Source organism: Flavobacterium movens, assembly GCF_039581425.1.
GTDB lineage: Bacteria > Bacteroidota > Bacteroidia > Flavobacteriales > Flavobacteriaceae > Flavobacterium > Flavobacterium luteolum.
In genome coordinates this window covers 630516-647629 of record NZ_JBCPXY010000002.1, presented here as the reverse complement: position 1 = coordinate 647629, position 17114 = coordinate 630516, and the positions used below count along the sequence as shown (strand labels likewise).

The window sequence follows — 17114 nt, the reverse complement described above, 5'->3', positions numbered from 1 at the left end:
TTAAGTATAGCCCGTGGTTTCAACCACGGGAAACGTATTGTTTTCCAAACAAAAAACCATTCAATCTCATTCATAAAAAAAGGTCTGTGAAAATCACAGACCTTTAATATCTAAGTGGTATTTTATCCCTTTGGCAAATTATCTTAAACTGAAACTAGTTTTAGAAACTAATTCATCATTATCAAAAACATTAATGAAGTAAGTTCCTTTTGCGAAATCTTTTCCTGGAAGATCTTCACTAACTTGTACAGTTTTGTTTTCATATTTCACTGTAGTTTTGAAGCTGTAAGTTAATGTATTATCTCCAAAGCTTTCTGTTTTCTTTTCGCCTAAAACATTGTTTTTAGCATCGATAACTTGAACATAATACGTTTTGTCTCCAGATTTTGCAATTTGATTTTCAGCAATTGTAAAACTAACTTTCAAAATATCAGCGCGGCTTGCTTTATCTGTTTCGATTTGTTTACCAGAGCTTTTCAATTTGTAAGCTGAAGTTTTTGTATTTAATACAGATAATTTAGAACCTTTTTCTACAGTTTTAGCTAGTTCTTCGTTTTGACCAACTAATACTTCGTTATATTTCTTAGATTCTCCTAAAACTACAATAGTACTATCTCTTTGAGTAGTTAAAACACCATTTTGTTTTTTCAACTCATCGTTTTCAGCAACTAAAGTTTTCATTTTGCTCTGCATTGCCTGAACTTGAGATCTGTATTTAGAAACATCTCCTTTAGACTTGTTCAAATCATCCATTAAAGCCACTACTTTATCTCTTTCTTGGATTAATTCGTCAGACATAGAAGTGTTTTCAGCAATTGCAGCATCATAAGTCGCTTTTAACTCCTGTAAATCTTTCATTACAGATTCTTTCTCAGTCAAAGTTGTTGTAAGCTCTGTTTTAACTACCTCTGTATCAGAAGATAATTTAAAAATATACACTAAACTACCGATTAGTAGGACTGCTAAAACTGCGATTACCGCCTTTAGACTTGAATTGTTGTTCTTTGGGTTTTCCATATTTAAATAATTTTCTTTAATAACAAATTTAAGAATTAATATAAGGTAATAACGTAAGTTTCTACAATTATATTATTTTTGGAAAATAAATTTTTTTCATGGAAAAATTAATCCCTTTCACTATAAATGATTTGGCAAAAGTCACAAATCACAGAAGTGGTGAAATAAAGTTCGGAGAAAAGATGATTGTCATTCCGCCAGGAGTTGACAAAGTTAATTTTCTTAAAGAAAGCGAAGCTAAATATGTGCTTTTAGGAATTCCAGAAGATATTGGAGTACGCGCCAATTACGGAAGACCTGGAGCTGCTTCTGCATGGCAGTGCGCTATAAAAAGTATTGCCAATATTCAGCATAATAGATTTTGCAAAGGCAGCAACATTATTGTCTTAGGTCAAATTAATGTTTCTCAAGAAATGCGTGATGTCGAAAATCTTGATTTTAACGACATTGATGACCGCTCAAAATTAAGCCAGCTGGTTGAAAAAATAGACAAAGAAGTATCTCATATTATTTTTACAATAATTAAAGCGGGAAAAACACCCATAATTATTGGTGGCGGCCATAACAATGCCTACGGAAATATTAAAGGTGCCGCTCTTGCGAAAGGGAAACCTGTAAACGCCGTAAATTTTGACGCACATTCTGATTTCAGGATTTTAGAAGGCCGTCATAGCGGAAATGGCTTTTCTTATGCTTATGAAGAAGGTTTTTTAAAGAAATATTTCATTTTTGGACTTCACGAAAACTACACTTCAAAAAGCGTTTTAGATATTATAAAAAAACTGGAAGACCGTGTTCGCTATAATACATACGACAGCGTTAATATTAGAAAAGAAAAAGATTTTAATCGCGAAATGATTACAGCTTTGGATTTTATTAAAAATGATGCTTTTGGAATCGAAGTTGATCTTGATGCAATTCCGAATATTGCCAGCAGTGCCATGACGATAAGCGGATTTTCGGTTGAAGAGCTAAGACAGTTTGTTTCTTTCTTTGGTGAACATAAAAACGCAGCTTATTTGCATATTTGCGAAGGCGCGCCAGATTTAGACAATTCTCCGAACAATAACTTAATCGGCAAATTAATTGGTTATTTAGTAACCGATTTTGTCAAAGCAAACATCGAAAAAGACTGATTTAAAAAAGCCAATTGCGAGTATAACAAATTGTTTTTTGCCAAATAAAAGCCAATTCAAACAAACGATTGACTGAATAAACCTATCTTTGCACGGCATTTTAGACTTAAAACTAAAATAGTTAATCACCAAGATATGTTATTCGAAGATCTATCACTTTCAAAAAGTATACAAAAAGCCGTATTTGAAGAAGGCTATCTAAATCCGACCCCAATTCAAGAAAAAGCAATTCCGATTGTTTTAGAAGGTCGCGATTTAATTGGCTGTGCGCAAACAGGAACAGGAAAAACGGCAGCATTTGCTATTCCAATCATACACCAATTGCACCGAATTGTTGGCTCGTCAAAAAAAGCCAAAGTTATTCGTGCGCTTGTAGTTACACCTACTCGTGAATTGGCGGTACAAATTGGGCAAAGCTTTGACACTTACGCAAAATATACCAATTTAACACAGCTGACTATTTTTGGAGGAGTTTCTCAGAATCCCCAAGTAGATGCTTTAAAAAACGGAGTCGATGTTTTAATTGCCACTCCGGGACGTTTGCTTGACCTTCACAAACAAGGTTTTCTTGATCTAAACCATCTGCACACTTTAGTGCTTGATGAAGCCGATCAGATGTTGGATATGGGTTTTATAAACGACGTAAAAAAAATCGTAAAGCTTACCCCTAAAAATAGACAAACTTTACTTTTCTCTGCAACAATGCCAATCGCAATTCGCGAACTGGCAGAAATGTTCCTTCAAGATCCAGCGCAAGTAGAAGTTTCTCCCGTTTCATCTACTGCCGAAAATGTAGAGCAGCGTGTTTATTTTGTTGATAAAACAGAAAAAAGAAACTTGCTATATACTTTAATTAAAGAAGAAAATTTATCAAACGTGCTTGTTTTTTCTAGAACAAAACACGGTGCAGACAATGTTGTAAAAGCACTTCGCAAAAAAGATATTCCTGCAGAAGCAATTCACGGAGACAAATCACAAAATGCAAGACAAAGAGTTCTAGACGCTTTTAAAAATAAAGAAGTTGGTGTTCTAGTTGCAACTGATATTGCGGCAAGAGGAATTGACATCGAGCAATTACCTTATGTAATCAATTTTGATTTGCCGAATATTCCAGAAACTTATGTTCACCGCATTGGTCGTACAGGTCGTGCTGGAAACGGCGGAATTGCAATTTCTTTCTGCGGAAAAGACGAACTTCCATATTGGAAAGACATTCAGAAATTAATCAAGGTTGATGTAAAAACAATTGCAGATCATCCGTATCAATGGCATTCTGGAAGTCCGGAAGCTGGAGAAAAGCCTAAAAGCTCAAACAGAAGCGGCGGTGCTCATAAATCTAGAAAATCAACAAACGCTAAGAAAAACAAAAAACGCTGGTATTAAACAGCGTTTTTTTCTTTTATAAGGAAATTGATTATTTTAAATAATTTAACCGGCTCAAAAGGTTTAATAATTATATCATTCATTCCAGATGAAATCGCTTCATCTGTAATTTCATCTTTATCAAAAGCGGTCAAGGCTACAATTGGAGTCTCTATACCTTGAAGACGTATTCGTTTGGTAGTTTCAAATCCATTCATTAAAGGCATATTAATATCCATTAGAATCAGATCAAACGCTTCTTCTTCTAAAATTTTAAGTGCAGCAAAACCGTCATCTACAACCTTGCAAGAATAATTATTCTTTTCAATAATTTTCTTCGTCACAAGCTGATTGATAAGATTATCCTCGACAACTAAAATTTTATAAATTTCGCTTGAAGTCAGATCAACTTCTATTTCATTAATAATACTTTTAGTTTTCGCTAAATCATGTTCAAAAGCAATTGTAAACGAAAACGCAGTTCCTTTTCCGAGATCACTATCCAATGTAATGGTACTTCCAAAAAGCCCTAACAATCTTTTTACAATACTAAGCCCTAAACCTGTCCCTTGATAATCTTCGTCTCTTCTGCCAACTTGAACAAACTTCTCAAAAATTTTATTCTGATCTGCAATCGCAATCCCAATACCGTTATCTTTAATTAAGAAATCTAAATAATACAGCTTCCCTTCTACTTTATTCAGCTTTACATTAATTTCAACTTGTCCATCTTTAGTAAATTTTAATGCATTACTTACCAAGTTCATTAATATTTGGGCAAGACGCAGTTTATCTCCTATTAAATACTCAGGAATATCTGAGTCTATATTGGTAGAAATTCTATTATTATTTTTTTGGGAAAGAAAAGAAAGCGAGTTTTTAATTACTGTAATTTCATCAGAAATATTAAAAGTCAAGTTTTCGAGAACAATTTTATTTTCTTCAATTTTATTAATCTGCAGAATATCATTCACCAAGGATAACAAATATCTAGCAGAAAATTTAAGAGAACTTAAATGCTGACTTCTTGAAATTTCTTTATGCTCTTCGAGCAACATATTAGTTATTCCGACCACACCATAAAGCGGAGTACGCAATTCGTGGCTTATAGTCGATATAAACTGCGTTTTAAGTAAAGAGGCTTCTTCTGCAATTTCTTTCGCTTTAAGAAGCTCTAAATTGTGTTTTTTCTTGTATCGAATGTTCTTTATTAGCGTAATAATCAAAATTAAAAGAATCAGTGAAATCAAAACAAAGAGAATCACAATAATTTTTGATTTCCTTAAACTTTGAGATTGCTCTACTTTTTCTCCCTCAACTTTATCAATCTGTCTTTTATATTCGTCCAATTCTAGACTTAAACCAGCTTGAGATGCCTTTTTTATTTTCTTAACATCGTATAGATTATTTGAAATATCATAATGTTTAACAAGTGCATCATAAGCTTCTTTATGTCTGTTGGTTTTATTTAAAAAATGTGAATATTCTAAATAAGCACGTGACAGATCTATTTTTTCCTGACATTTTTTACCTGATTCAATAGCACTCAAAAAATAAGCATTGGCTTCCTTATTATCATTTTTATAGCTGGCGTAAATACCATTCAACATAGCAACAATAACCTCTGTCGATTCGTCATTGTACTTTATTTTAGTACTATTTACATACTTTAAAAATAGATATCCCTGATTGTAATTTCCAATATCAAAATAAGCCCATGCAATATTTACGTTTGTAAAATAAACCTCTTTTAAATCATTTATTTTCAAAGCGTAAGCTACTGCTTTTTTATAACTCCGAATTCCCTCATCAAATTGTTCTTTTCCAAAACAATACATGTTCCCTAAATTATTATAAAGGTTACATTTTAAAGAATCGTTAGTAGTTTTATTAGCATAATACAAACCTTTTTTATAGAAAAAAATGGCTTTATCATACTCTTCCAATTCGTTATAATTGGCAGCTATAATATTATACGAGCGAGCCGTAAGGCAATAATCTTTTATTGCTGTTGCAGCATTAAGGGCAACTCTGGAATAAATGAGTGATTTTTCGAAATTGGATTCTCTAAAATTTAAAAGCGCTTTCTTTACATTGTTCTCAATTTTAGGATCGAGGTTACAATTAGATTGCGCGATTGCTGAATTGGCAAGGCAATTCAGAACCAATAGAAAAAGTAAAAAAATCCGTTTGTGGGGCATTAATCGGCTAATTTGATCAAATATACACTTTAAAATAAAAAAAAGCTGCATTTCATAAAAAAATACAGCTTTTCAAATATTATTTCAATAACTAAGATAAAAAATTAAAATCTCAGTACTATTTTTATTCTTTACTTTCCTCCCATTGTCCTACAACAGAAGTCGCTAATGCATTTCCTAATACATTAGTAGCACTTCTAAACATATCGCAGAAGTGGTCAATTGGAAGAATTAACGCAATACCCTCAATCGGAATATCAAACATACCACAGGTTGCAGCCACTACAACCAAACTTGCTCTTGGCACGCCTGCAATACCTTTACTAGTAAGCATTAAAACTAAAAGCATTGCCATTTGCGTTCCTAAATCTAAATGTACATTGTAGAATTGAGCAATAAAAATACTCGCAAAAGTCATATACATCATACTTCCGTCAAGGTTAAATGAATATCCAAGTGGCAACATGAAAGAAACGATTTTATCTTTTACTCCAAAAGCTTCTAATTCTTCTGTCAATTTAGGAAATACGGCCTCGCTACTTGTTGTTCCAAAAGCAATAGCCAAAGGTCCAGTAATACGTCTTAACAATTCAGTCATTCTTCCTTTAAGGAAAATATATCCAATGGCAATTAAAATAACCCATAAAGTACTGATACCAATTAAAAACGAACCGAAAAATTTAAAGTAAGTAATTACCAATTCTTCTGCATCTCTTATCGCAAACACACCTGCAATTGCTCCAAAAACTCCAATTGGCGCAAATTTCATTACATAGTTTACCATTTTTAAAACGATGTGCGACAATTTATCGAAAGCACTAATTATTGGCTTTACAGTAGGCCCTAAAGAAGCCGCTGCCAATCCGAAGAAAATCGAGAAAACCACAATTTGCAGAATCTCATTCGTTGCCATTGCTTCAACGATACTTTTTGGTACGATATGTTCAACAAAATTATCAAAAGACAAGTTTTGTGTTTTACCAGTAACTTCAGAAGCTGCTGCCATATCAACGTGATCCAGTTTTAGACCAACACCTGGCTGTAAAACATTTACGTAAAACAATCCTATTAGAAGAGAAATAAATGAAGCTGTAAAAAACCACCCAATAGCTTTCCCTCCAATTCTTCCAACAGTTTTAATATCACCTAATTTCGCGATTCCAACCACTAAAGTTGTAAAAACCAATGGGGAAATAATCATTTGCACCAAACGAATAAAGATGGTGGCCAGCATTTTTATTTTACTGCTAAATGCCTGCGCCGCTTCGGGTGAAATGGTATTATGCAATATAATTCCTAAGATGGCTCCAAGAACCATTGCAATTATAATCTGCCCTGTTAATCCCGAAAAAAATGATTGTTTTTTAGTTTCTGTAACTTCTTGCATTAAATTATTTTTTAATTATTAAAATATAAGACCCTCACTGTCTTACCTTTTATTAATATGTTTTGTTGATTAAATAAAAATCTGCCAAAACAATTGCGGCCATCGCTTCTACGATTGGCACTGCGCGAGGCACTACACACGGATCATGACGTCCTTTTCCTGTCATTGGTGTAATATTTCCTTTATTATCTAAAGAATCTTGAGTCTGCATGATAGTTGCAACAGGTTTAAAAGCAACTCTGAAATAAATATCCATTCCGTTGCTAATACCACCTTGAATTCCGCCAGAAAGATTTGTTTTTGTAGTTCCGTCAGGATTGTATAAATCGTTATGTTCACTTCCTTTCATTTCAGAACCAGAGAAACCGCTTCCGTATTCAAAACCTTTTACTGCATTAATAGAAAGCATTGCTTTTCCTAATTCTGCATGAAGTTTATCAAACACCGGCTCTCCTAAGCCAACTGGAACATTCTGAATTACACAAGTTACAACACCGCCAACAGTATCTCCCTGTTTACGGATGTCACGAATATATTCTTCCATCATCACTGCAGATTTCTCATCTGGACAACGAACTGGATTGCTTTCAATTTTAGAAAAATCTAATTCCTGATAAGGTGTTTCTAAATGAATTGGACCAACTGAAGAAACATAAGCATTGATCTTAATTTCAGGCAGCATTTGCTTTGCAATTGCACCCGCTACTACTCTACTTGCTGTTTCTCTTGCAGAACTTCTTCCGCCACCGCGATAATCACGAAAACCGTATTTCTGATCGTAAACATAATCGGCGTGACTTGGTCTGTAGTTATCTTTTATATGAGAGTAATCGTCTGATTTTTGATTTGTATTTGGAATAATGAAACCAATTGGAGTTCCGGTAGTTTTACCTTCAAATATTCCCGATAAAAACTGAACGCTGTCTGGTTCTTTTCTTTGTGTAACAATTGCCGATTGACCAGGCTTTCTACGAGCCATATCTACTTCAATTGCTTCAAAATCTAATTGTATTCCTGGAGGGCATCCGTCAATAATTCCGCCTAAAGCTTCACCGTGAGATTCTCCAAATGTAGTTACTTTATATAGTGTGCCGAAGCTGTTTCCTGCCATTGTATTTTGTTTTGAGCAAATGTAAGTTTTATGAATTAAATTAAAAAATTTAAAACTGGTATTATTAACGAAACATTAAATGGGATAAAAATCACAATTTGGTAAAATTATCCTCTTTTTAATAACCTTTTAATAAACTCAAATTTCACAAACTTTCTTTCATTTGTAAAACTTCAAATCAAGAAAAATTGAAAAAAAGAAATGTCGAATTGGTCGTTCTTTCTGATGTTCATTTAGGAACTTACGGAAGCCACGCAAAAGAACTAAACAACTATCTTTCAAGCATTAAACCCAAAACTTTAGTTTTAAATGGCGACATAATTGATGCTTGGCAGTTTCGTAAATCTTATTTTCCAAAAGCACATTTACGAGTTATTCAACGTATTATCGGAATGGCTTCTAAAGGAACAAAGGTGTATTATATCACTGGAAATCATGACGAAATACTTCGAAAATTTAGTGATATGAATATGGGAAATTTTGCTCTTGTTGATAAATTGGTTTTAGAATTGGACGATAAAAAAGCTTGGATTTTTCACGGAGACGTTTTTGATGCCTCTGTTCAGCACTCAAAATGGATTGCAAAACTAGGTGGATTAGGTTACGATTATCTAATTCTAACCAATAGATTTGCTAACTGGTGTTTGGCTAAACTAGGACGTGAACCCTATTCTTTTTCTAAAAAAATAAAAGCAAGCGTTAAAAAAGCAGTAAAATTTATTTCTGATTTTGAAACTACTGCAACCGATCTAGCCATAGAAAAAAATTACGATTATGTTATTTGTGGGCACATTCATGAGCCCAAAATCGTCACAAAAGAAAACAAACACGGTTCTACTTTATACCTCAATTCTGGTGACTGGGTAGAAAACTTAACCGCGTTAGAATATCATAAAAAACGCTGGAAACTGTTTTCTTATAAAGCCAGCAATTTTGCCGAAGAAGAAAATCTATTAGAAATGGAAGATCTTCTCACTTCTCAGCTAATTTCTTCGATAATACTAAAATAGGACGCTCAGAAACAGTTTTTTAAGAATTTTAACGCTTCAAATTTCCAAAAATGTAAATTATATAACAATTTTCAAAAATATTATACGTTCTCTATCTGACTGTAATAATACATTTGAAAAAAATTAATTTACCACTTTTATGAAAAAGATACTTTTATCTGCCATTATGCTTCTTGGTTTAGCATTTACGGCTCAATCGCAAGAAATTTCGAAGCACGCTTTAGGATTACGTTTAGGGGACAACAACGGATTTGGAGGAGAAATATCATACCAATTAGGATTAAATCAAAAAAACAGACTTGAATTTGATTTAGGATGGAGAAACAGCAGTGATGTAGACGCAATAAAAGGAGTTGCTCTTTACCAATGGGTTTGGAATATCGACGGAGGTTTTAACTGGTATGCTGGTGTCGGAGGTGGACTAGCTGCTTGGGATCACGATTACTACAATAACAACTACAAATATAACGATAGCGGAACTTATGTTTTTGCAGCTGGAGATATCGGTATAGAATATAGATTTAAAGAAGTGCCACTTACTTTATCATTGGACGCAAGACCAGAAATTGGTTCAGGTTATTATGACGATGATAATTTCGGATTTGATGTTGGTTTAGGTGTCAAATTCAGATTCTAAATAAAAATAAAAAATAATTGTAAGAAGAAGCCTGTCGTTTAAGCGACAGGCTTTTTTTTATTACTTCAAAACACTTTAGCTCTTAATTAATGATAATCGGTTTTTTAGAATGGATTTTCACAACGGTATAAGGATATGAAATAACCTGCATAGTCATCGCGTCTTTTGCAGGGCTATTTTCTTTTACTGTTATAATGATATTTTTATCTGTTTCTTCGACTTTTTCTACATCAATAGTATAACCACTTGTATTTTTTTCGCCCATATTCAAAATTACATAATTATAATCGTGAACATCTGGATTTTTCATCTTATTAGCCAAAAGTGGATCATTTTCAAGCATTTTAATTTCGTTAGGCTCAGTTAAAATCTCGAAAAATTTAATATTTCCTCCACCGTCCGATTGCGTTGTTAAAACTTCGTACAATGCATTTGAATTTTCAACTTTCTTCACTCCGCACGAAACCAAAACAAAAATCGCTAAAACAGAAATTACTTTTTTCATTTTATCTTTTTTAATTAGTGCTTCTCCAATTTGTAATCGTCAACCGCTTTCTGGTATAAAGCTTCATATTTAGGCAATATGTTTTTAATATCAAATTTCCTTGCCACTTCCAGAGCATTTGCTTTAAATTGACTTAAAACTGCATCATCTTTTAGAATCTTTAATGCATTTTGTGCCATTTCCTCAACATTTCCAACATTGCTTAAGTATCCAGAAAAGCCATCAAAATTAACTTCAGGCAATCCACCAGAATTACTTGAAATTACCGGAACACCACATGCCATTGCTTCCAATGCTGCCAAACCAAAACTTTCTGTTTCTGAGGGCAACAAAAACAAATCGGTCATACATAAGATTTTGTCGATCTCGTGGCTATTTCCAAAGAAAATGACTTTATCTAAAATTCCTAATTCCTGACATAAAATTTCTGCTTTTTCTTTTTCAGGTCCGTCTCCTACCATCATCAGTTTAGCTGGAATTTCTTTCTGAACATTATAGAAAATCTTAATGATATCTGGAATTCGTTTTACTTTTCTAAAGTTACTAATATGCGTAATAATACGTTCGTTTTCATTAGCCATTACATAACGGTGACAAGGCGCGTTTGGATCTTTTTTGACTTTGTCCAATTCAATAAAATTCGGAATCACCTTAATTTTATTTTTGATTTTGAACAACTTCAAAGTATCATCTTTCAAACTCTGAGAAACTGACGTCACATAATCTGATTTATTAATGCTAAAAGTCACCGCAGGTTTATAAAACGGATGATTCCCAACAAGCGTAATATCAGTTCCGTGAAGTGTGGTAATCATCGGAAGATTAATTCCTTCGTTTTTAAGCATTTGTTTTGCCATATATCCCGCATAAGCATGAGGAATAGCATAGTGCACATGCAGAAGCTCAATTTTATACAATTTAACCATATCGACCAATTTGCTCGATAGCGCTAATTCGTACGGCTGATAATGAAACAAAGGATACTCCGGAACGTTTACTTCATGGTAATGAACATTCGGATTCAAAAGTGCCAATCTCACTGGCTGGCTATATGTAATAAAATGTATTTCGTGTCCTCTTCTGGCTAATTCGAGACCTAACTCTGTGGCTACTACACCACTACCTCCAAAAGTAGGATAACAAACGATTGCTATTTTCATGGATTAAATTTAATTCTACGAAAATACTCAAAAATAGCGTTTAATTAACTGTTTAAATTGTTAGATTTTTGACAAAATTAGATTAACTCTGGTTGATAAATAATTTTTAGAAGCAGAACAATATCGGTTAAAACAACTTGCAGTCCCGCTGTCCGCTAAATTCCCGATCAACAAAAACTACGGCTGAAAAAGCCTTGTTTTTCTAAATCGGGAGATACCGCTGCCATCGGGGCTAGATTAGACGTTTTTGTTTTTCAGAAAAACCTATCTTACCTACTTTGCCAAAGTTTAAAACCAAGGTTGTAAGAAACATTAGTATTACACAAAATAACCACAATCATTGTCATTTCGACGAAGGAGAAATCTCCTCAAGTAGCTCCACAACGAAGAACAAGTCTTTATCGAGCTTCTAACGGAGATTTCTCCTTCGTCGAAATGACAAAAATGCGCAAATCGACTTTATAATTCATCCCTTTCAAAAGTTCTTTAAGCAACGAAATCCGACACGTTTTAAAAACCTGTTAGGCTTCAAACTTGGAACCTGAAACCTAAAACTTGAAACCATAAAAAAAGCATAAAATCTACATTTTATGCCTTTTAAATATATCTTAAATACTATTAGAAAAATCTGCTGTGCCAGCTATCGGCAGCAGGAACTTCCCAAGATTCGTTGAATTCTTCGATATTGTTTACCAAATTATTAAAAACAATTGTATTCTCAGAAACTGACTTATCTTTTACCATTTTCTTGAAATCAATTAATGGTTTATGAGCAATATGTTCGCCTAGTTTAAAAGTAACATTCATTTTATCTAACAAATCAACATTATACTTTTTCTCTAAACTTTGAATAAATTCAACAGAACTATCAATAGAACATCCAGTTGCTGCTTGTACTTCTTGATTTACTGCCAATATTATAAATCGGTTGTATTTCAATAAAAACGAAGCTTCTAGACTTGTGCCGTGTGCAGCCCATTGTTCTATAAAAGCTTTTAAGTCCGTTTCTATTTCAGAAAACTCTTCCTCAGAAAATTTTCTGTTCGACTGGTAAATCCAGACTCTAGATTCACCTGGTAAATTTTCAAAAGGTATATACATTTTTTCTCTTTTTGTTTGTTTTTGTTTCAGGTTTCAAAACTTAGTAGCTTAGCATCTTAGAACCTTAGCACCTCTTTTACAAATCCTGTGCATTCGCAATTAACTCTGCAATATCCAGAACTTTAACCTGTCCTTCTTTTTCTTGATGTTTAATTCCGTCCGTCAACATCGTATTGCAGAATGGGCATCCCGCTGCAATGATATCTGGTTTCACTTCTAATGCATCTTCTGTACGAAGAACGTTCACCTCTTTATTTCCAGGTTCAGCATCTTTAAACATTTGCGCTCCTCCTGCTCCACAGCATAAACCGTTTGCTTTAGAACGTTTCATTTCGACTAATTCAACGTCTAATTTCTGAATTAAATCTCTAGGCGCTTCATACACTTTATTTGCTCTTCCTAAATAACAAGGGTCATGGAAAGTGATTTTCTTTCCTTTAAACTGTCCGCCTTCAACAGTCAATCTTCCATCATCAATTAATGATTTCAAAAATTCTGTATGATGAATAACTTCGTAGTGACCTCCTAACTCAGGATATTCATTTTTTAAAGTATTAAAACAGTGCGGACAAGCAGTAACGATCTTTTTAGCTTCATAAGCATTCAAAACCTCGATATTCATCATGGCCTGCATTTGAAACAAAAATTCATTTCCAGCTCTTTTTGCAGGATCTCCAGTACAACTCTCTTCTGTACCTAAAACTGCAAAAGAAACATTAGTACGATTTAAAATTCGCACAAACGCTTTAGTAATTTTTTTTGCTCTATCATCAAAACTTCCTGCGCAACCTACCCAAAACAAAACCTCTGGCTGTTTTCCTTCGGCAAGCATTTCTGCCATTGTTGGTACTACTAAATTTTCTGACATTTCTCTCACTTTTGTTTAATCGGTTAGTCGTGAAATTGTTTGATCGCTAAAAGCAAAATGACAATTCTATAAAAACCGAAATATTATTTTAAAATCGATTAAACGGTTAAACAACTAACCGATTAAACAATAAATCTTAATTCTCGTTTTTCCAATTTAAACGGTCTTGCTGGCTATACTGCCATGGAGCACCGTTATTTTCAATATTAGTCATCATCGCGTTTAATGACATTGGAGCGGCACTTTGTTCCATAACCAAATAACGACGCATATCCATAATAATAGATAATGGACTAATATTTACAGGACATTCTTCAACACAAGCATTACAAGACGTACAAGCCCATAACTCTTCTGGCGTGATGTAATCGTTTAATAATGTTTTGTTATCTGGAACAAAAACACCTTTATTGGCATCTATATTTTTACCTACTTCTGTCAAACGATCTCTTGTGTCCATCATAATTTTACGTGGAGACAATTTTTTACCAGTTTGATTTGCTGGACATGAAGAAGTACAGCGTCCGCATTCTGTACAAGTATAAGCATTTAACAACTGAACCCAGTTTAAATCCTGAACATCACTTGCACCAAATTTAGCCGGATGCGCATTTTCATCAGCTGGAGCTGCTGCAAAAGGATCAGCGTTTGGATCCATCATCAATTTTACCTCTTTTGTAACCGAAGCCAAATTATCAAATTGTCCTTCTGGGTTTAAATTGGCAAAATATGTATTTGGAAATGCTAAAAGAATATGTAAATGTTTTGAGAAGTATAAATAGTTCATAAAAACTAAAATGCCCGCAATATGCAACCACCAGAAAACTTCAAATAACAATCCAACAGTTTCATTAGATGTACCATTAAAAATTGGCGCGATAAACTGACTTATTGGGTAACTTCCTGCTTTATGGAAATGAGAATATCCTCCTGGAACATTTTGCAAATGAAAATCGGAAGCATTCATCAATAAAAACAAAATCATTAAAACAGTTTCAAAGTACAAAATGTAATTGGCATCACTTTTTGGAAAACCAGTTAAATCAGAATGTATAAAACGCTTTAATCGAATAAAGTTTCTTCTTAGCCAAAATACCGTAACAGCAAAAATTACAAGTATAGCTAATATTTCAAATGAAGCAATTAGAACATCATAAACTACACCTAAATAAGGCGCAAATATTCTATGAGTACCAAATAAACCATCAATGATGATTTCAAGTAATTCGATGTTAATAATTACGAAACCTACATACACAATGATATGAAGAATTCCTGCAACAGGACGTCTCACCATTTTTGATTGTCCTAGAGCAATCAATGCCATGTTTTTCCAACGAGCTTTAGGATTATCTTTTCGATCTACATCGACTCCCAAATTAATATTTCGGATGATCTTTTTTACGCTCGTTGCAAAAAAACCGAAACCTGCAATAAGAAGTACTGCGAATAAAATATTATCTAAATAACTCATTTATACTTATTTTTTATCAGTTGAGTTTGTTTCTTCTGTTGGTGCTATGTACGGTTTATTTTTCTTTCCAAAAAGAGAAACGTTTACGTAACGAGTTGGGTAAAGGCGAACATCTTGCAATAATAATTCAAGCTCTTTTGAAGTTTTTGCCAAGTTATTATACAATGCATCATCGTTTAACAACTTACCTGCTGTTCCTTTTCCAGAATTCAAATTAGCCATTAAAGCATCTACTTTAGCTAAAGTCTGATTCAAGTTACGAACTGTTTTGCCTAAATCTGCTTTATTTAACGAATCTGAAATTTTATTGAAATTACTAGACATTTTATTGAAGTTTGAAACCGCTCCATTAATCTGTCCTTTATTAGTATCCAAAATATTATTAATACTGCCTGAAGCTTTATGAAACTGCGACATTGTTTGGCTTAATTCAGCAATAGTCTTCTTTAGGTTTTCTTGAGTGTTTTTGTCTAAAGTATTATTTAATCCACTAACTAAAACATCAATATTCAAAAGCATTTTCTCAAGCTTTTGCTGAATTGGCTCAATTTTTCCTCCTAAAGATTCTGTTAATCCTAATTCAACTGTTGAAGTCAATTTCTGCCCGTCTTCAGCTAATTCTTTATCGGCAAAATTTGGAATAATTTTAATTTGTTTCCCACCAATTAAACTTGGAGAATAAATAGAAGCTGTACTGCTTTTAGTAATCGGAAAATCTGTTTTAAGCTGAAGCTCCACTAATAGTTTTCCTGTAACTTCATCAATTGTAATTTTATTTACTTTACCAATCGCAAGTCCGTTAAGTGTTACTGGTGCAGATGGTGATAAATCTTCAACATTATCATATTCAGCATATAATATTGTATAATTAGTAAAAAGGTCTCTTCCCTTTAAAAAACTATATCCCCAAATAAATAGTAGAATGGATCCGATGACTAATATAGCCGTTTTAATTTCTCTTGTTAGTTTCAAAATTCTAAGTGTTTGTACAAAATTAATATAAATATTCGAACTTGCGATTATTATTTAATCGCGTCCTGAATACTGATTTTCTCACCATCTTTAGTTGCTACTAAAAATGCTGCGCCATATCCTTTACTTTTAGCTTCTTGCAGATATTTCTGTGCTGTTTCGTAACTTGTAGTTTCTTCGTAGAAATATTTATAAATATTGTTTTCGTATACCATTGTTACATTTTTAAGTCCTTTAAAGTTTTTAGGTTCTAAAGGTGTTTTTTTGATACTTGCAATAAGCTGCACTTTAAAAAATGTTCCTTTTGGAGCATTCTTCGCAACAGCAACTGGAGTTGTTGCTTTAGATTTTGAAGGAGTAGTATCTCTTATGGGCCGACTATCCTCTGTTTCAGTTCCTGAACCAAAGTATTCTCTTTTATAACTTAAGATAGCTTCTGCAATTGCTTTTGCAATATCATCCTGACCTTCTTCTGAATTCAAGATATTTCCTTCTGTTGGATTCGAAACAAATCCTGTTTCAACCAATACTCTAGGCATATATGCTTTATGAAGTACCATAAAAGGCGCTTGTTTTACACCCCCATGACGAAGTTTTTTTCCTAATTTCTCAAAGTTTTCTTCGATTTTAGTTGCTAAAGTAATACTGTTATCTAAATATTCTTCTTGCATCAAAGTCATACCAATCATTGATTCTGGCGAATTTGGATCGTAACCTTCGTACTTACGTTTGTAGTCTTTCTCTAATGTAATTACTGAGTTCTCTTTTTTGGCAGCTTCAAGGTTTGATGCTACCTTACTTAGACCCATTACATAAGTTTCGGTTCCATCGGCTGCGGTATTTTTATTGGCATTGCAGTGAATTGAGACGAAAATATTCGAATTTGCTCTGTTTGCAATATTTGCTCTTTCGACCAAATCAACAAAAACATCTGTTTTACGAGTGTAAATTACATTAACATTTGGATTAAGCTCTAAAATCTTTCCTACTTTCAAAACAATAGCTAAAGCAATATTCTTTTCAATCCGTCCGCTGTAAACAGCTCCAAAGTCATGATCTCCATGTCCAGCATCAAGTGTCACTTTAAACACATTTGACTGACTATGAGCATAAAAAGACGATATCATTAGAAATAAAGCAAATATTACTTTAAATTTGTTAATTCCATTCATA

At 33.3% G+C, this 17114-nt stretch carries 15 protein-coding genes; 4 read left to right on the top strand and 11 right to left on the bottom strand.

Annotated elements, in window-relative coordinates; all coding sequences use genetic code 11:
• Window positions 1-138 precede the first annotated feature (138 nt).
• The gene (locus tag AAYQ05_RS06170) at window positions 139-1017 is read right to left on the bottom strand and encodes a DUF8428 domain-containing protein (RefSeq protein ID WP_343541914.1); all 879 of its coding nucleotides are present in this window, start codon (window positions 1015-1017) and stop codon (window positions 139-141) included.
• A 98-nt stretch (window positions 1018-1115) separates the two neighbouring features.
• On the opposite strand from AAYQ05_RS06170, the gene AAYQ05_RS06165 reads away from it, so the two are divergent.
• Window positions 1116-2153, top strand: a complete 1038-nt coding sequence (locus tag AAYQ05_RS06165; protein ID WP_343541911.1) for a formimidoylglutamase — start codon at window positions 1116-1118, stop codon at window positions 2151-2153.
• 135 nt (window positions 2154-2288) lie between these two features.
• On the top strand, window positions 2289-3536 hold the full coding sequence (locus tag AAYQ05_RS06160; protein WP_343541908.1) for a DEAD/DEAH box helicase: 1248 nt from the start codon (window positions 2289-2291) through the stop codon (window positions 3534-3536).
• Here AAYQ05_RS06160 and AAYQ05_RS06155 read toward each other — a convergent pair.
• The 3 genes from AAYQ05_RS06155 to aroC form a co-directional block, all read right to left on the bottom strand.
• Window positions 3533-5716 carry a response regulator gene (locus AAYQ05_RS06155; protein ID WP_343541905.1) on the bottom strand — a complete coding sequence of 728 codons (2184 nt, stop codon included), beginning with the start codon at window positions 5714-5716 and terminating at the stop codon, window positions 3533-3535. The two genes, AAYQ05_RS06160 and AAYQ05_RS06155, sit on opposite strands and share 4 nt — an antisense overlap.
• A 124-nt stretch (window positions 5717-5840) precedes the next feature.
• On the bottom strand, window positions 5841-7103 hold the full coding sequence (locus AAYQ05_RS06150) for a dicarboxylate/amino acid:cation symporter (protein WP_343541902.1): 1263 nt from the start codon (window positions 7101-7103) through the stop codon (window positions 5841-5843).
• Window positions 7104-7155: 52 nt separating this feature from the next.
• A complete protein-coding gene (gene aroC, locus AAYQ05_RS06145) occupies window positions 7156-8214 on the bottom strand; it encodes a chorismate synthase (protein WP_343541899.1) in 1059 nt (352 codons plus the stop codon).
• Window positions 8215-8402: 188 nt separating this feature from the next.
• Here aroC and AAYQ05_RS06140 point away from each other — a divergent pair, with 188 nt between their 5' ends.
• Together AAYQ05_RS06140 and AAYQ05_RS06135 are read left to right on the top strand one after the other, a co-directional pair.
• A complete protein-coding gene (locus tag AAYQ05_RS06140; RefSeq protein ID WP_202003969.1) occupies window positions 8403-9224 on the top strand; it encodes a UDP-2,3-diacylglucosamine diphosphatase in 822 nt (273 codons plus the stop codon).
• Window positions 9225-9363: 139 nt separating this feature from the next.
• Window positions 9364-9861: a hypothetical protein gene (locus AAYQ05_RS06135; protein WP_281633224.1), complete on the top strand. Its 498-nt coding sequence runs from the start codon at window positions 9364-9366 to the stop codon at window positions 9859-9861.
• Window positions 9862-9943: 82 nt separating this feature from the next.
• On the opposite strand, the gene AAYQ05_RS06130 is transcribed toward AAYQ05_RS06135, so the two are convergent.
• The 7 genes from AAYQ05_RS06130 to AAYQ05_RS06100 all read right to left on the bottom strand — a co-directional run bounded on the left by AAYQ05_RS06130 (window position 9944) and on the right by AAYQ05_RS06100 (window position 17113).
• Entirely contained in the window at window positions 9944-10366 is a 423-nt protein-coding gene (locus AAYQ05_RS06130; protein ID WP_343541893.1) for a protease complex subunit PrcB family protein, read from the bottom strand.
• A gap of 14 nt (window positions 10367-10380) precedes the next feature.
• Window positions 10381-11526: an N-acetyl-alpha-D-glucosaminyl L-malate synthase BshA gene (bshA, locus tag AAYQ05_RS06125; RefSeq protein WP_095930507.1), complete on the bottom strand. Its 1146-nt coding sequence runs from the start codon at window positions 11524-11526 to the stop codon at window positions 10381-10383.
• A gap of 618 nt (window positions 11527-12144) precedes the next feature.
• Entirely contained in the window at window positions 12145-12627 is a 483-nt protein-coding gene (locus AAYQ05_RS06120) for an ABC transporter ATPase (RefSeq protein WP_343541890.1), read from the bottom strand.
• 76 nt (window positions 12628-12703) lie between these two features.
• Window positions 12704-13495 (bottom strand): (Fe-S)-binding protein, encoded by a 792-nt coding sequence (locus tag AAYQ05_RS06115; RefSeq protein WP_281633226.1) that lies wholly within the window; start codon window positions 13493-13495, stop codon window positions 12704-12706.
• 136 nt (window positions 13496-13631) lie between these two features.
• The gene (locus AAYQ05_RS06110; protein ID WP_343541887.1) at window positions 13632-14969 is read right to left on the bottom strand and encodes a 4Fe-4S dicluster domain-containing protein; all 1338 of its coding nucleotides are present in this window, start codon (window positions 14967-14969) and stop codon (window positions 13632-13634) included.
• A gap of 6 nt (window positions 14970-14975) precedes the next feature.
• Window positions 14976-15941 carry an MlaD family protein gene (locus AAYQ05_RS06105; protein ID WP_343541885.1) on the bottom strand — a complete coding sequence of 322 codons (966 nt, stop codon included), beginning with the start codon at window positions 15939-15941 and terminating at the stop codon, window positions 14976-14978.
• A gap of 50 nt (window positions 15942-15991) precedes the next feature.
• Window positions 15992-17113 carry an N-acetylmuramoyl-L-alanine amidase family protein gene (locus AAYQ05_RS06100; RefSeq protein WP_343541883.1) on the bottom strand — a complete coding sequence of 374 codons (1122 nt, stop codon included), beginning with the start codon at window positions 17111-17113 and terminating at the stop codon, window positions 15992-15994.
• Window position 17114: the final 1 nt, after the last annotated feature.

What these genes read in the sequence shown, in the direction of transcription:
- AAYQ05_RS06170 (WP_343541914.1), bottom strand. Translation starts at nt 1,017, where the DNA reads ATGGAAAACCCAAAGAACAACAATTCAAGTCTAAAGGCGGTAATCGCA.
- AAYQ05_RS06165 (WP_343541911.1), top strand. Translation starts at nt 1,116, where the DNA reads ATGGAAAAATTAATCCCTTTCACTATAAATGATTTGGCAAAAGTCACA.
- AAYQ05_RS06160 (WP_343541908.1), top strand. Translation starts at nt 2,289, where the DNA reads ATGTTATTCGAAGATCTATCACTTTCAAAAAGTATACAAAAAGCCGTA.
- AAYQ05_RS06155 (WP_343541905.1), bottom strand. Translation starts at nt 5,716, where the DNA reads ATGCCCCACAAACGGATTTTTTTACTTTTTCTATTGGTTCTGAATTGC.
- AAYQ05_RS06150 (WP_343541902.1), bottom strand. Translation starts at nt 7,103, where the DNA reads ATGCAAGAAGTTACAGAAACTAAAAAACAATCATTTTTTTCGGGATTA.
- aroC (WP_343541899.1), bottom strand. Translation starts at nt 8,214, where the DNA reads ATGGCAGGAAACAGCTTCGGCACACTATATAAAGTAACTACATTTGGA.
- AAYQ05_RS06135 (WP_281633224.1), top strand. Translation starts at nt 9,364, where the DNA reads ATGAAAAAGATACTTTTATCTGCCATTATGCTTCTTGGTTTAGCATTT.
- AAYQ05_RS06130 (WP_343541893.1), bottom strand. Translation starts at nt 10,366, where the DNA reads ATGAAAAAAGTAATTTCTGTTTTAGCGATTTTTGTTTTGGTTTCGTGC.
- bshA (WP_095930507.1), bottom strand. Translation starts at nt 11,526, where the DNA reads ATGAAAATAGCAATCGTTTGTTATCCTACTTTTGGAGGTAGTGGTGTA.
- AAYQ05_RS06120 (WP_343541890.1), bottom strand. Translation starts at nt 12,627, where the DNA reads ATGTATATACCTTTTGAAAATTTACCAGGTGAATCTAGAGTCTGGATT.
- AAYQ05_RS06115 (WP_281633226.1), bottom strand. Translation starts at nt 13,495, where the DNA reads ATGTCAGAAAATTTAGTAGTACCAACAATGGCAGAAATGCTTGCCGAA.
- AAYQ05_RS06110 (WP_343541887.1), bottom strand. Translation starts at nt 14,969, where the DNA reads ATGAGTTATTTAGATAATATTTTATTCGCAGTACTTCTTATTGCAGGT.
- AAYQ05_RS06100 (WP_343541883.1), bottom strand. Translation starts at nt 17,113, where the DNA reads ATGAATGGAATTAACAAATTTAAAGTAATATTTGCTTTATTTCTAATG.